12 protein-coding genes are annotated in these 13,724 nt (G+C 76.6%); 3 read left to right on the top strand and 9 right to left on the bottom strand.

Features of this window, described 5'->3' with window-relative positions; all coding sequences use genetic code 11:
- Positions 1-166: 166 nt before the first annotated feature.
- On the bottom strand, positions 167-697 hold the full coding sequence (locus OP18_RS52515) for a DUF6636 domain-containing protein (RefSeq protein WP_052386750.1): 531 nt from the start codon (positions 695-697) through the stop codon (positions 167-169).
- A 135-nt stretch (positions 698-832) separates the two neighbouring features.
- On the opposite strand from OP18_RS52515, the gene OP18_RS51180 reads away from it, so the two are divergent.
- Positions 833-1,834, top strand: coding sequence for a DUF4253 domain-containing protein (locus OP18_RS51180; protein WP_043787548.1), 1,002 nt, complete (start codon positions 833-835; stop codon positions 1,832-1,834).
- A gap of 74 nt (positions 1,835-1,908) precedes the next feature.
- On the opposite strand, the gene OP18_RS15145 is transcribed toward OP18_RS51180, so the two are convergent.
- The 3 genes from OP18_RS15145 to OP18_RS15155 all read right to left on the bottom strand — a co-directional run bounded on the left by OP18_RS15145 (position 1,909) and on the right by OP18_RS15155 (position 4,229).
- Entirely contained in the window at positions 1,909-2,370 is a 462-nt protein-coding gene (locus OP18_RS15145; protein WP_033359509.1) for a PaaI family thioesterase, read from the bottom strand.
- 163 nt (positions 2,371-2,533) lie between these two features.
- A complete protein-coding gene (locus OP18_RS15150) occupies positions 2,534-3,145 on the bottom strand; it encodes a DUF4232 domain-containing protein (protein ID WP_033359510.1) in 612 nt (203 codons plus the stop codon).
- A 97-nt stretch (positions 3,146-3,242) separates the two neighbouring features.
- The gene (locus tag OP18_RS15155) at positions 3,243-4,229 is read right to left on the bottom strand and encodes a LysR family transcriptional regulator (RefSeq protein ID WP_081970768.1); all 987 of its coding nucleotides are present in this window, start codon (positions 4,227-4,229) and stop codon (positions 3,243-3,245) included.
- 70 nt (positions 4,230-4,299) lie between these two features.
- Between OP18_RS15155 and OP18_RS15160 the strand changes: the two genes are divergently transcribed.
- Entirely contained in the window at positions 4,300-5,199 is a 900-nt protein-coding gene (locus tag OP18_RS15160; protein ID WP_033359511.1) for an NAD(P)H-binding protein, read from the top strand.
- 4 nt (positions 5,200-5,203) lie between these two features.
- Here the strand turns inward: OP18_RS15160 and OP18_RS15165 are convergent, their stop codons facing one another.
- The 5 genes from OP18_RS15165 to OP18_RS15190 all read right to left on the bottom strand — a co-directional run bounded on the left by OP18_RS15165 (position 5,204) and on the right by OP18_RS15190 (position 11,810).
- Complete coding sequence (locus OP18_RS15165; RefSeq protein WP_033359512.1) at positions 5,204-6,043, bottom strand: hypothetical protein; 840 nt, start codon at positions 6,041-6,043, stop codon at positions 5,204-5,206.
- Complete coding sequence (locus tag OP18_RS15170; protein ID WP_033359513.1) at positions 6,040-9,213, bottom strand: phosphatidylglycerol lysyltransferase domain-containing protein; 3,174 nt, start codon at positions 9,211-9,213, stop codon at positions 6,040-6,042. Before OP18_RS15170 ends, OP18_RS15165 begins: the two co-directional genes overlap by 4 nt.
- Positions 9,210-9,896, bottom strand: coding sequence for a superoxide dismutase family protein (locus OP18_RS51185; RefSeq protein WP_081970769.1), 687 nt, complete (start codon positions 9,894-9,896; stop codon positions 9,210-9,212). The genes OP18_RS15170 and OP18_RS51185 overlap by 4 nt, the downstream gene beginning before the upstream one ends.
- 175 nt (positions 9,897-10,071) lie before the next feature.
- Positions 10,072-11,151 carry a sensor histidine kinase gene (locus OP18_RS15185; RefSeq protein ID WP_052386753.1) on the bottom strand — a complete coding sequence of 360 codons (1,080 nt, stop codon included), beginning with the start codon at positions 11,149-11,151 and terminating at the stop codon, positions 10,072-10,074.
- Positions 11,148-11,810: a response regulator transcription factor gene (locus tag OP18_RS15190; RefSeq protein ID WP_033359514.1), complete on the bottom strand. Its 663-nt coding sequence runs from the start codon at positions 11,808-11,810 to the stop codon at positions 11,148-11,150. The genes OP18_RS15185 and OP18_RS15190 overlap by 4 nt, the downstream gene beginning before the upstream one ends.
- Positions 11,811-11,954: 144 nt before the next feature.
- On the opposite strand from OP18_RS15190, the gene OP18_RS15195 reads away from it, so the two are divergent.
- Positions 11,955-13,583: a hypothetical protein gene (locus OP18_RS15195; RefSeq protein WP_033359515.1), complete on the top strand. Its 1,629-nt coding sequence runs from the start codon at positions 11,955-11,957 to the stop codon at positions 13,581-13,583.
- Positions 13,584-13,724: the final 141 nt, after the last annotated feature.

Consider the following 13,724-nt stretch of genomic DNA (forward strand, 5'->3'; position numbering starts at 1 on the left):
TGCCGGTGGTGCGAGCCGTGTCCGGGCGCAGCGCGGTTGGCCGTCCGATGCTGTCGCTGTGTTCGATGCTGTACGGAAGCGCCGGGGGCTGGGCGCGCCATCGTGCGGTCGGGGCGGCGCACCGCCGCGGCGGTCAGCGTGCGGCGGTGCGGGCCTCGACGGCGGGTCAGAAGACGGTGTAGGTCTCCTTGGCGACGGTGAAGCCGTGCTTCGTCGTCACGCTCTCGCAGCGCAGGTGTGTCTCGGTGCTGGTGCAGAGGACGGTGCCGACGCGGAGGGCGTGGCCGTAGGCGATGACCTTGGCGTCGGGGGTGAAGGCGCTGTCGCCGGCGCGGACGAGGGTGGCGCCGTGCTGGGGGTCGAGGCCGAGGCTGCTGCCCCAGTCGAGGTCGCAGTCGGCCGGGGCCGGGGGTGGGGTCCACGTCTTGGTGAGGATGGTGCAGCGGACGCTGTCGGGGAAGACGCCGCAGCCGATGTTGGCCGACGGGGTGCGGAACACGACGCCGTCCTTGACGTCGCTCGTCTCGGTGACGACGGGCGCGGACGCCACGGACGTCACGGACGCCGGGGCGGCCGGGGCCGCGGGGGACGGGGGAGCGGGCGCCGCGGTGGTGGGCTTCGGGGCCGGGTCGCACGCGGACAGGGCGAGCGCGGCGGCCGCGAGGATCAGCGGGAGGGTGGTGGTGCGGTGGCGCATGGACGAGGTGCGTCGCGACACCGTTCATCGGGGCTCTGCCGCCTGTCCGGCCCGTCGTGGCGCCCGCCGGCCGGGCGTAGGATGCGCCGGCATGCGAGGGGATCGGTCGGCGCCGGGGGCGGTGACGACCCAGGGGTGCTCGTGGGTGGCGGGGCGCTGGGCGTACCGCTGCCGGAGGGGCACATCGTCGCGGCCCGGGGCGGTGCGGGCGGGCCGGTGTGCTGGGTGTCGGACGGGGCGGTGCCGGCGCGGCTGTGGGGGCGGCTACGGGCCGCGCACGGGCGGTCCGGGTTGTGGCCGGTGCTGGTGTTCGACGGGTTGGGAGAGCTCGCGTTCGGCTGGTTCGCCACGGACGCGGCGGCCGTCGACCGGCTCGACGCGGCGGCGGTGCTGACGCGGTCGTGGGAGGGGTTCGCCGTGGGGTTCCTGACCCGGCCCGACCGGCGGGCGCTGGGGCTCACCACCCGGTGGTGGCAGGACTGGCGGCGGCTGCCGGCACCCTGGCCCGGGAGCGCACCGGCGGGCACGCGCGTGGCCGACCCCGACCGGCTCGCCGACCTGACCGCGGCCCGCCTGGTCGCGGCGGTCACCGGCCGAGTCACCAAGGGCTCCGAGGAGCAGGACTTCACCGACGACGCCGACGAGCAGGACTTCACCGACGACGCCGATGAGCAGGGCTTCACCGGCGGTGCCGTGGCGCAGGACCTCGCCGACGGTGTTGAGCAGCATGGCGTCATCGACGCGGCCGGGGACCTGGTCGCCGCGGCGAACGTCGGGCCCGGCGTCCAGCTGGCCCTCGTCCCGTGCGCCCGGGGTGCGGACGCCCTCGCCGTCGGGGGCTGGGTTCCCAGTGACGGTGAGCCCGGCCTGCCCGAGGCGCTCGCGGCCGTCGTGCGCAGCTGGGAGGACCGGTACGGGGCCCGGCTGGTCGGGGTCGGCGGCGGCACGCTGCTGCTGAGTGTCGCGGCGCCGCCGGTGACCCTGCGGGACGCGGTGCGGGTGGCGGTGGAGCACTTCGGGTTCTGCCCCGAGGCGGAGCCGGCCGGCGGGTTCGCCGCGGACCCCGACGGGGCGCAGTTCCTGCAGTACGCCACGCACCTCGTCGGACGGCGGCTGTGGCGGTTCTGGTGGGACTGACCAACTCGAACAGCCGGTCCGGGCGGGCCATGCGAAGCACAGCAGCGTGTACCCGACGGCGAGCCTGACCCGCATCAGGCGGCCGGTCTGCGGATGCTCCAGTCGAAGCCGCCCCGGCACACGACGGCGCCGGTGTCGTCGGTGACCTCGGCGGTCGTGGTGACGCGGGCCCGGCTGGCGACCCCGACGTACACCTCGGCGAGGACCTCACGGGCGTCGGGGTCGAGCCGGCAGGTGGCGACGAGGTGCCCGCGCGCCGGCGCGAGGAACTGCAGGGTCGCGGCCGCGCCGAGCGGGACCGTGCCACGGAACGCGTCGCCGGTGGGCGCGGCGGAGATGATCGCGGCGAGGCCGGCCGCGTCGACGAGGGTGATGAGGCCGCCGGAGTGCAGGGAGCCGATGACGTTGGCGAGGGCGGGTGCCGCCGGTACCGCCACGACGCCGACCCCGTTCACGGCGCGCAGGACCTCGAGACCGGCGGTGCGGTGCGCCGGGACCCGGTCCAGCAGGGACCTGGCCAACGCGGTGGCGTCCATCGGCCGAGCGTGGCCCACCGAGGTGACCGCCGGCCCACCGGCCCGTCACGCGCGCGTGACCGCCGGCTGACGGCCCGGCGCCCGCACCGCCGGGCATCGAGGGCCGCCGGGCATCGAAGGGCCGCCCGCCGTCAAGAGGGCCGCCGGACACCGAAGGACACGGTCAGGGCGCGGTCCATGGGCTCACCGCGAGCCGTCCCGTGTTGCCCGGGTCGACGTCCAGGGCGAGGACGTGCCGGGCCTGCCCGCCGGCCGGGGCGACGCTCACGTACGCGCCCTTCGCGACGGTCGCCGCGTCCGTGGTCAGGTTGCGCCAGACGAGGACGGCGACCGCGGTCCCGCCGGGCCGCACGGTGACCCGCTTCGGCGGCGCGTCGTAGCGTTCGATCATGGCGACGTTCGACGTGCCGTCGAGGACCGTCACGTCGAGGACCCGGCGGTCGGCGTCGAGGACGTCGACGTCGGGGTAGCCCTGCACGGTGTACGTCGCCGCGCCGCAGTTGCGCAGGGTGATGCCGACGGCGCGCAGCCCCATCGCCGCGTCGACCTCGCCCACGGACAGGGTGACCCCCGGCGCCAGGCACTGCGGCGACGGGGCCGCCGAGGTGGGCGGTGTCGTCGGCGGCGGGGTCGTCGCCGGGACCATGTCGGGCGCCGACACGTCGGGCCTGGCCACGGTCTGGTCCGGGTGCGCCGGGGTCGTCCCGCACCCGGTGAGCACCGCCGCGGCGGCGAGCGCGGAGGCGAGGGTGGGCAAGAGCCGTCGTGCCTGCATCGACCCGATCATGCCGTACCGGCACCGGCGCCGGTGCCCCGCCGGGGTCGCGCCGGGGTCGCCCGGGGGCGCGGTGCGGGCCGGCCGGCAGCGCCGCCTACACCCTCGACGCGGCCGGGCCGGTCAGGTCGACCGTGACGACGGGCCCGGACCCGGGCACCGGTGAGGCCGGCGCGTCCTGACGCGCCGCCGCCGGGCCCCGCACGCGTTGCGAGGCCGCGGCGACGGTGACGGCGGCGCGGACGAACGCGGCGACGGCGGGGGAGTGCGAGTCCTGCGGCCACGCCACGGCGAGGGTGGCCGGCGGCAGGTCCGTGACCGGGCGGTACGCGATCTCGGGCCGCGGATGCCGCCGGGCGACCGACGCCGGCGGGAACCACACGACGCTGCCCAGCTCGACGAGGTTGAAGATCTGCGCGAGGTCCAGCCGCCGCGCCCCGCCCGGATCCGCCGGCGCCGGCCGGGCGGGCCGGGTGTCGCCGAGGTCGGCAGGGGCGCCGTCGGGCAGGACCCGGCCGGCCAGGTCGGCCAGGGACAGCCGGGGCCGCGCGGCGAGGGGGTCGCCGGCGGCGAGCGCCACCAGGCGGGGCTCCGTGAGCAGGGGCTCCAGGTCGAGGCCGCGGTCGTCGTACGGGGTCTGCAGCAGCGCCACGTCCGCGCGGCCCTCACGCAGCGCCGGCGCCTGCTCGCCGCGGCCGCCGAGCAGCACCTCGACCGGCAGTGCCGCCTCGTGCGCCTGGTACGCGGCGAGGATCCGGGGCAGCAGCCCGGCGTCGTAGTCGGCCTTCAGCGTGACCCGCAGCGCCGGGGCGGGGCGGCCGGCGTGCCGGGCCCGGGCGGCGGCCGCGGTGACCGCGTCGAGGGCGGTGCGGGCGTCGCGGAGGAACCCCTCACCGGCGGCGGTCAGCGCGACGTGCCGGGTGGTGCGGTGCAGCAGCGGCACGCCGAGGCGGCGCTCCAGGTCCCGGATCGCCCGCGACAGCGGCGGCTGAGCCATGCCGAGCCGGGCCGCGGCCCGCCCGAAGTGCAGCTCCTCGGCGACGGCGACGAAGTACCGCAGCTGCCGCACCTCCACGTCACTCATATCGCCACGGTATCAATGCGGACCGGATCGGTCCTTCAGGTTCCCGGCCGTGACGCGTTGACTCGACCGCATGATCGTTGTCACGACACCCACGGGTGCCATCGGCCGCCAGGTGCTGCACCGCCTCCTCGACGACGGCCACCGCGAACCGGTCCGGGTCGTCGTCCGCGACCCGGCCCGGCTGCCCGCCGAGGTCCGCGACCGGGTCGAGGTCGTGGCAGGCTCCCACGGCGACCCGGCCGTCACCGACGCCGCGTTCGACGGCGCGGACGCCGTGTTCTGGCTGGTGCCGCCGGACCTCGCCGCGCCCGGCCCCGACGTCGCGTACCTGGACTTCACCCGGCCCGCGTGCGCCGCCCTGCGCCGCCACGGCGTGCCGCGGGTCGTCGGGGTCTCCGCGCTCGGCCGCGGCACCCCGCAGGCCGCCCACGCCGGCCTCGTCACCGCGTCGCTCGCCATGGACGACCTGATCGCCGGCGCCGGCGTGCACTACCGGGCGCTGGCGCTGCCGTCGTTCATGGACAACCTGCTGCGGCAGGTGGCCACCATCCGCGACCAGGGCGTCCTCTACGGCCCCCTCGCCGGTGACCTCGCCGCCCCCATGTGCGCGACCCGCGACATCGCCGCCGTCGCCGCCCGGCTGCTGCTGGACCGGACCTGGACCGGCGTGGACAGCGTCGCGGTCCTCGGCCCGCGGGACGTGACGTTCGACGACGCGGCCCGCGTCATGTCGGAGGTGCTCGGCCGGCCGGTCCGCTACCAGCGGATCCCCGCCGACGCGTTCCGGGCCGGCGTGCTCGCCCGCGGCGCGTCGGCGCCGATGGCGCAGGCGATGCTCGACATGATGCTCGCCAAGGACGCCGGCCTCGACAACGCCGAGCCGCGCACCCCGGCGGCCACCACCCCGACCACGCTGCGCCAGTGGTGCGAGGAGGTCCTGAAACCGGCCGTCGAGGCGCCCGCCCGCTGACCCCTCAGGCGGCCGCGGCGGCGGTCGCGGGGGCGTGCGCGAGGGCCACCGCGGCGGCGACCGTCGCCCCGACCGCGGCCGCCGCGGCGGCGCCCCAGCCGGGCCGCACCGTGTCGCCGAGCAGCCCGACCCCGACCACGGACGGCACCAGCACCTCGACGATCCACAGCAGCGCCGTCACCGGGCCGACGCCGCCGTGTTCGAGGGCGTACGCGTACAGCAGCGTCCCCGTCACCCCGAACACCGCCAGGGCCCAGGCGAGAGGTTCGGCGGCCACCGCGGCCGGGTCCCGCCACGGGCGCGCCGGCAGGACCGCGGCGCGGGCGCACAGCGCGGCACCGCCGAACGCGAGCCCCGCCAGGGCGCCGGTGACGGCGCCGGCGAGCGACGGCCGGCACCACCGGGTGGCCGCCCAGCCGGCGGCCGCGACCGGGACCGCCGCCGCGGCCAGGACCGCCCGGGTCGCCGCCGACGGCGTCGCCGCGTCCTGCGGCCCGGACGCGGCGGCGAGGACCCCGAGCGCGGCGACGGTCACCGCGACCGCGGCCACGTCCCCGCCCCGCAGCCGGGCACCGAGCGCGAACCTGGCCGTCACCACCGTCACGGCGAGGGACCCGGCGAGGACCGCCTGCACCTGGTACACCGGCAGCGTCCGCAACGCCGCCAGCGACGCCAGCCACGCGAGCAGGTCGAGGGCGACCCCGCCGAGGTACGCCGGCGCCCGCAACGTCTGCAGCATCCCGGGGGCGCGCCGCGCGCCGGCGGCCTGCAGCACCGACGACACGCCGTAGCCGACGGCGCCGGCGGCCGCGAACGCGAGCGCCACACCCGGCGCGGCACTCACGACGCGGGACCCTGCTGCTCCGTGGACGGCTGTTCCGCGCGGCCCAGCAGCCGGCCGATCACCGGCAGCTCCGCGACCCCTTCCGCGTCGGCGACCGCGAGCCCCTGCACCGGCGCGTTGCCCAGGCCGCTGAGCACCAGGTACCGGGGGCGCCACAGCGGCCGGTACTTCTCGTTGAACCGCCACAGCGACTCGATCTGCATCGTGTCGGAGAACCGGTGCAGCAGCCGCCGCTGCAGGTCGCTGAGCCGCCCTTCGCCGCGCTCACCGGCCAGGACCTGCCGCATGACGGCGAAGTTCAGCCCCAGGCCCCACGAACCCCACTCCCGCAGCCGCGCGATCGTCTCCACGATGATGAAGTCAATGAGCCCGTTCGGCACGTCGTCGCCGGTGCCGCGGCGCATCACGTCCAGGGACCAGCCGGCGATGTCCGCGGCCGGGATCCAGTGGCAGAACCCGCCGGCCCGCCCGTCCGGCCCGTGCGCGACCGCCAGCAGCAGCCCCGTGTCCCGCGGGTCGAACAGCCGCGACAGCGTCATCGAGAAGCCGCGTTCGACGTCGCCGCGGCGGCTCTGCGTCGACAGCTGCCGCAGCTGCCCCGCCACGTCGTCCGGCAGCCGCGCCGGGTCGTAGAACCGCACCGTGTACCCGGCCCGCCGCACCCGGTTGCACGCGCCCCGCAGCCCCTTCATCGCGTGCCCGTCGAGGGTGAACGCGCCACAGTCGACGATCGCCTCGTCACCGAGGTACACGGGCCGCATCCCCGACGCCCGGTACACCGGCAGCCACCCGGCGCCGGCCCCGACGACACTGACCGGCCAGCCGTGCCGGTCGGCGAACGCGGTGAACCCCGCCCACGCCTGCGCCCACTGCTCCGCGGGACCGACCGGGTCCGGCGACACCAGGCACACCCCGTCGCGCACCGCGTACGCCACGACGCAGTCACCGGTGAAGAACCACGACTTGTCGTCGCGCAACGCGAAGTACGCGAGCGTGTCACCGCCGTGCGCGGCCACGATCCGCCGGGCCCGTTCCAGGTCCGCGCGGTGCTCGTCGGCGCTCGGCGGCCGGTGCAGCCGCGGCCGCACCAGCAGCCACCCGACGACCAGCAGCAGGCTCAGCCCGGCCGCGTACAGCACCGGCGCGAGCAGCGGCGACGCCGCCGGCAGCGGCGTCACCCGGTCCCCGACGAGCCGCCCTGCCACGGCCTGCGCGGTGCGGTCCGCACCGGTGCGGTCCCGCGCGCCGGCGAGCAGCGCCAGTACCGCCGACACCGCCACGACGAACACGCCACCACCGGCGAGCGCCAGGGTCGCCAGCCGCACCTGCCGGCTGTCGGGCCGCGCCGGGAACGCCGCCCGGTGCCGCAGCAGCCACCCCGCGACCAGGACCGCCAGGACCGCCTCCTCGACGTCGATACCCTTCACCAGGTGCAGGGCCGCGGTCGCCGCCAGCAGCAGCACCGTCGCCGTCCACGCCAGCCGACGCCCGCGCCGCAACCCCCACGCGAGGATCAGCAGCGCCGCGGCGAAGAACACGACCGTCGCCGCCGCGGCCTGCGGCACCTCCACCGGCAGCACCGCCAGCAGCGCCGCGAGCCGCCCCCGCAGCGGCGTCGTCAACGCCGACAGCAGGCTCAGCACCGCGACGGCGGCGACCGCGACCGCGGCGACCCGGCGGACCCGCTCGTCGCGGGCCCGCCGGTCCAGGTCCGGCTGCAGCAGCGGCCACCCCGCCTCGCCCGGCAGCGCCGCGACCACCGCCGGCTCCGGCGGCGCGGCCACGGGCCGCCGGCGCGCCGCGAGCCGCTCCAGGCGGGTCGTCTCACCGGAGTCCGACTCGGCGACCACCAGCTCCACCCGCACCTCCCGGCCGGCGTGCAGCTCCACCCACGACCGGCGCAGCACCGCCGTGAACACCGGCGGCAGGAACCACCGGGCGGGCCGCGACTCGACGCACCGCACCCCGCAGCCGCTGTTGGCGTAGAACCCGCCGGGGACCGCCGCCAGCTCCGGCTGGTGCGTGTGCCCGGTGACGAACCCGGCGAGCCCGTCCGCGCACAGCGACGCCGCCACGGCCCGCGGCGCGCCGTTGAGGTGCATGCCGCGCGGCCCGAGCCGGCTGCCGGCCATCGCCGTGTACACCGCCCGCGCCAGCAGGACCGCGATCGCGACGAGCAGCGCCGCCTCCACGATCAGGCCCGTCGCCGCGAGGGCCGTCCAGTGCGGCAGCCACCGCAGCCGGCCCGCCGCCGACAGCAGGTGCACCAGCTCCGGTACGCGCAGCAGCACCGCGACGAGCAGCGGCAGCAGCAGCCACCACGCGTGCACGCCGAGCCGCCGGTACACCAGCCGCGACGCCACGAACTGCCCGACCGCGTTCGGGTCGGCGAGCGCGGCGACGTCGCCGAGCAGCGGGCTGCGCCGCACCTCCGGCAGGACCTCCTGCACGATGTGCTGCCCGAGCGGCGAGTCGAGCGGTTCCCGCGGGTCCCGCAGCGCGTTGGCCGGGTCGAACGCGTGCCCGTGCTCGCACCGCACGACCCGCGGACCCGCGGGCGTGTCGAGCCGCAGGTCCGCGGAGAGCGCGCACCGGGCGCCGACCCGCCGCTGGAACGTGTCCGCCGACACTCCGTCCCACGCGACGGGCGCGTCGTGGTTGCCGACGATGACGACGACGTGCCTTTCTGGCCGCGCCGCGAACGCGTGCAGCGCCGCGGTCAGGGCGGGGTGCGCGTCGAGGGCGGCCTCGACGGTGCCGCCGGGCTCGCCCCACAGCTCGACGACGTCACCGTTGAGCACGACCGCGCCGGGCCCCTCCCACCGGGCGAGCCGCCCGGCGAGGTCCTGTTCGAGGCGCCTCGACGCGGCGGTCGGGCGGGACGCGAGGTGCAGGTCGCCGCAGACGAGGACCCGCCCGCCGGCGGGCACCGGCACGGTGATCCGGTCCGGCACCGGCGGCCCGGCGGGCGCCTCACCCGGCGCCGGTGCGTGGGCGTGGCCGGCCGGGGCGCGCCCGCCGGGTCCTTCGCCCGCGCCGGGTGCTTCGCCCGCGCCGGGTGCTTCGTCCGTGCCGGGTGCTTCGCCCGCGCCGGGTGCTTCGTCCGGGTCCGGCGGGTGCGCGCCGGGTGGGGTGGGTCGGTGGTCGGGGCCGTCGCCGGCCTCCGTCATGCGGGCAGGGTGAGGCAGGCGACCCGGGCGCCGGCGTCACCCGCGTCACTCGGCCCGGTCTTCGTCGGCGCCGCGTGGATCACCAGTGACCGGGGCGGCGGGTCGAACGTCCACGGGTGCGTGGCGACCGCCGACCCCCGGCCGTCGGGGCGGGTCGTGACGTCCAGCCACACCTCGTTCTGCGGATTCGCGTCGGACGGGTTCGCCGCCGGCACCGACGCCGACGCCGCCGGAGCCGCGGACGCCTGCGGCGTCACCTTCGACCCCTGGGCCGGCCCCGACGGCGTCACCGGCCCCGGGGCGACCGTGGGCGGCGACGGCGGGTTCGGCGCGACCTGCTGGTGGCGGTGCCGGTAGTGCGGCCCGGCGGCCTCACCGGTCGCGCCGCACGGGTTCGTGTGCAGGTGGACGCCGTACCCGCGGTTCGGCAGCAGCCCGGCGACGGTGAACCAGACCCGGCTGTCCGACGACGTCTGGGCGATGCTGACCGTGGCGACCGCCCCCGCCGGGACGAGCCCCTGGTCGTAGGTGACCGCCGTCGCGCCGGGCGTGTACGCCGCGAACGTGCCGGTCGCGGACGTCACCCGCGGCGACGGGGCGGGCTGGGCGCCGCCGGCGGACGGGGTGCACCCGCCGGCCAGGGCGACGGGCAGCAGCAGCATGAGCGTGGTGACGCGGTGCATGTGCCCAGCGTCGACCCGGCCGCCGGGAGGCGGGGCGCGGCCGTGCCCGCATCACCCGATTTCCGGCCCTCCGCGGGCGTGTGGGGGTCGCCCGGCGGACAGGGTGGTCGGTTGCCCGCGGTGCGGCTTCCGTCGGCGGTGCGGCCGGCTGCGGCAGTGCGGCGGTCGCGGTGGTCTACTCCGGTTCGGTGGGGAGGCGGACCTCGACGAGGAGGCCGCCGCCGGGGCGGGCGGTGGCGGTGACCGTGCCCGCGTGCGCCTGGGTGATCGAGCGGACGATGGCGAGGCCGAGCCCGGCGCCGCCGCTGTGGTCGATCCGGTCCGCGGCGAGCCGCTTGAACGGCTCGAACAGCTCCGCGACCGCGTGCGGCGGCACGTCCTGCCCGGTGTTGGCGACCGTCAGCTCGGGCGTGCCACCGCCGACGGTGACGTGCACGGCGCCGCCGCGGTGGTTGTACTTGATCGCGTTCTGCACCAGGTTCGTGACGAGCCGCTCCAGCAGTACCTCCTCACCGCGCACGGTGCACGGGCGCAGCTGCGACGTGAGCCGCACCCCGGCGGCCGCGGCCCGCGCCTCGTGCGCGGCGACGACCCCGGCGGCGACGGCGTCGAGCCGCTGCGGCAGCCGCACCGCGAGCCCCTGGTCGGCCTCGCTGAGCACCAGCAGCCCGTCGACGAGCCGCTCGTTGCGTTCGTTGGTCTGCAGCAGCTGCGCCGTCAGCAGCGTGAACTGCTCGTCGGTCAGCGGCTGCCCCATGCCGACCTCGATCAGCGTGCGCTGCACCGCGAGGGGCGTGCGCAGCTCGTGGGACGCGTTCGCGGCGAACCGGCGCTGCCCCTCGTACCCGGCGACGATGCGGTCCATCATGTCGTCGACCGCCAGGCACAGGGCGGTGAACTCGTCCCGGCGGCTGCCGCCCGCCCGGATGCGGTGCCCGAGGTTCTGCGGCCCGACCTGCCCGATCACCGGCACCAGGTCCCGCATCGGCCGCAACGCCCACGTGACCAGCCGCGGCGCCACGAACCGCAGCAGCCCCAGCGCCGCGAGCACCGCGAACCCGTACGGCAGCAGCCACCACGCCTGCTCCCGCGCCGCCCCGCACAGCGACAGCCGCGGGTCGCAGAACAGCGCCAGGAACCGGAACGTCGTCGGCGTGAACGTGTACGTGTCCGCGGCGTACCGCACCGCGTACCCGGCGCCGAGCGCGCCGGCGACCAGCACCAGCACCCGCCGCCGCGGCGTGCGCACGTTCACGCCGGCCCGATCCGGTACCCGGCGCGCGGCACCGTCGCGATCACCGGCGGGTCGCCGAGCTTGCGGCGCAACGTCATCACCGTCACCTTCACCACGTGCGAGAACGGGTCGGTGTGCTCGTCCCACGCCCGCTCCAGCAGCTCCTCCGCGCTGACCACCCGCCCGCCGGCGCGCAGCAGCACGTGCAGCACCGCGAACTCCTTCGGCGTCAGCCCCAGCACCCGGCCGTCGCGCACCGCCGTGTGCCGCCCCACGTCCAGCACGAGGCCGCGGTACTCCAGGACCGGCGCGACCGCGGGCGCGCTGCGCCGGCCCAGCGCCTGGATGCGGGCCACCAGCTCCGCGAACGCGAACGGTTTCGTCAGGTAGTCGTCGGCGCCGAGCCCGAGCCCCTCGACCCGGTCGCGGATCCCGCCTGCCGCCGTCAGCAGCAGCACCCGCGTGTCCAGGCTCGCGCCCGTCATCCACCGGCACACCTCGTCGCCGGTACGGCCAGGCATGTCCCGGTCCAGGACGGCGACGTCGTACCGGTGCACCCCGAGCCGCTCCAGGGCGCCGTCACCGTCGTAGCAGACGTCGACCGCCATCGCCTGGCGGCGCAGCCCGGCCGCGATCGTGTCGGCCATGAGCCGCTCGTCGTCGGCCACGAGCACCCGCATGCTGGTCCCTAACTGTCGTGCCGTTTGCTGTTGCTGTCGTACGGCGTTTGTGCTGCCCGCACCAGCATGCCAGGCGGGTGGTAAAGGGACGGTCAGAAGATCGCTGACGGTGGCCGTACCATGGCCGGGGCACACTCCCACGGCATGATCAAAGACCAGGCCGGCGCCGACCGCACCGTCCTCGCCGGGCTCGTCACGCTCGCCGCCGCCGTCTTCGCCGCCGCCGTGCGCCTCCGCCTGCCCGCCCTGCCGATGGGCGACGAGCCGCACTACCTGGCGCTCGCCCAGGCGATGGTCGAACACCACACGTTCGACCCGACCCCCGTCTACGAGCACCGCGACTACTGGTCGTACTACCCGGCCGACATCGACGCGCACGTCGCCGTCGTCGACGGCCGCCCCGTGCCGTTCCACAACCTCGGCGCGCCGCTGCTGTTCGCGGTGCCGTTCCTGCTGTGGGGCCGCGCCGGCGCGCACCTCGTGACCCTCACCGCGGCCCTCCTCACCGTCGTGCACGTCTACCGCCTGCAACGCGAGCACGGCATCCGCACCCCGTACGCGGGACTCACCACCGGGCTGCTCGTGCTCGGCTCACCGCTGTACGTGTACGCCTCGATGCTGTTCGTCGAGCCCCTCGGCATGCTGGCCCTCGTGTACGCCGCTCGGGTCCTGCTCACCGCCCGCCCCGCGGTGTGGCGGCTGGCCCTCGCCTCCGCCGGGATCGGCTACCTGCCGTGGGTGCACGGCCGGTACGCGATCTTCCCGGTGACCTTCGCGGTCCTGGCGGTGCTGTGCGTGCCCCGCTCCCGTGATGCTCGTGGTGCTGCTCCTGGTGCTCGTGGTGCTGCTCTTGGTGCTCGTGGTGCTGCTCTTGGTGCTCGTGGTGCTTTGATCGCGGCGCTGGTGCCGGTCGCCGTGCTCGCCACCGGTCTGGAGGCGTTCAACGCCGTCATGTACCACTCGCTGAGCCCCGCCCCCGGCAGCACCGACGCGCTCGGCGAGGGCCTGCTGCGCCAGTCACCGCTGCGCGGCCTGCTGTACCTCACCTTCGACGGCCGGTTCGGGCTGCTGCCCAACTTCCCGGTCCTGCTCCTGTCCGGCGCCGGCATCCTGCTGTGCGCCACCCGCGCCCACCGCCGCCTGAACCTCGTCCTGCTCGGCACGGCCGTCCCGTACGCGGTGCTCATCGCCACGTACCCGAACTGGCCCGGCGGCTTCTCCCCACCCGGCCGCCTGCTGTCGGTGACCGTGCCGCTGCTCGCCTACTACGCCGCCGCCCTCCTGCAACGCCTGCCGTCCTGGCCGCTGCTGGCAGCCGCCCAGCTGGCCGCGTTGTACGGGTACACGATGTCGCTGCTGTCGGACGCGTACCCGCTGGAACGGTTCCACTGGCTGGCAGACCCGCGCAACACGCCCCTGGACCGCATGGCCACACTGCTCGGCACCTCGGTCGACCGGCTGCCACCACTGGTGACGGCCGACAACCAGATCGACGGTGCGGCGGCCGTACGGTTCGCGGCGTGGGGGACCGCGACGGCGGCGGCGGTCGTGCTGCTGTGGCTGCGTGCTCGTCGCTCGCCTTCGGCGCCGGCGGGTGCCGGCCTGGGCGCTCGCGAGCCGGCGTCCTTCAGGGGTCTTGGGCCGGCATCGTCGGGGGGTCGCGAGCGGACGTCCGGGACGGGTGCGGGCGACTCGCCGGCGGCGGTGTCCCACGATGATCGCCGTCCGGAAGCCGCGTCGGCGGGGCGAAGTGCAGGGCAGGAGGCAGGTTAGACTACGGGTGGTGATGGCTTCGAACATCAATTTCCTACGGTGTACTACGGTCAGGTAGAGCAGCCGACACCTCGCCGGGTCGCCTCCTGGACTCTCCGATCCGCGAGCGCGCGGGTTCCTGTTCTCCGGTGCCGGGGCGGC

The sequence above is a fragment of the Dactylosporangium aurantiacum genome (genome assembly GCF_000716715.1).
GTDB classification, from domain to species: domain Bacteria; phylum Actinomycetota; class Actinomycetes; order Mycobacteriales; family Micromonosporaceae; genus Dactylosporangium; species Dactylosporangium aurantiacum.

Bases quoted from the DNA above. Each gene is read 5' to 3' on its own strand.
- OP18_RS15170 (WP_033359513.1), bottom strand. From the start codon at position 9,213: ATGACGGAGGCCGGCGACGGCCCCGACCACCGACCCACCCCACCCGGC.
- OP18_RS15155 (WP_081970768.1), bottom strand. From the start codon at position 4,229: ATGAGTGACGTGGAGGTGCGGCAGCTGCGGTACTTCGTCGCCGTCGCC.
- OP18_RS15190 (WP_033359514.1), bottom strand. From the start codon at position 11,810: ATGCGGGTGCTCGTGGCCGACGACGAGCGGCTCATGGCCGACACGATC.
- OP18_RS51185 (WP_081970769.1), bottom strand. From the start codon at position 9,896: ATGCACCGCGTCACCACGCTCATGCTGCTGCTGCCCGTCGCCCTGGCC.
- OP18_RS15150 (WP_033359510.1), bottom strand. From the start codon at position 3,145: ATGCAGGCACGACGGCTCTTGCCCACCCTCGCCTCCGCGCTCGCCGCC.
- OP18_RS15195 (WP_033359515.1), top strand. From the start codon at position 11,955: ATGATCAAAGACCAGGCCGGCGCCGACCGCACCGTCCTCGCCGGGCTC.
- OP18_RS52515 (WP_052386750.1), bottom strand. From the start codon at position 697: ATGCGCCACCGCACCACCACCCTCCCGCTGATCCTCGCGGCCGCCGCG.
- OP18_RS15160 (WP_033359511.1), top strand. From the start codon at position 4,300: ATGATCGTTGTCACGACACCCACGGGTGCCATCGGCCGCCAGGTGCTG.
- OP18_RS15145 (WP_033359509.1), bottom strand. From the start codon at position 2,370: ATGGACGCCACCGCGTTGGCCAGGTCCCTGCTGGACCGGGTCCCGGCG.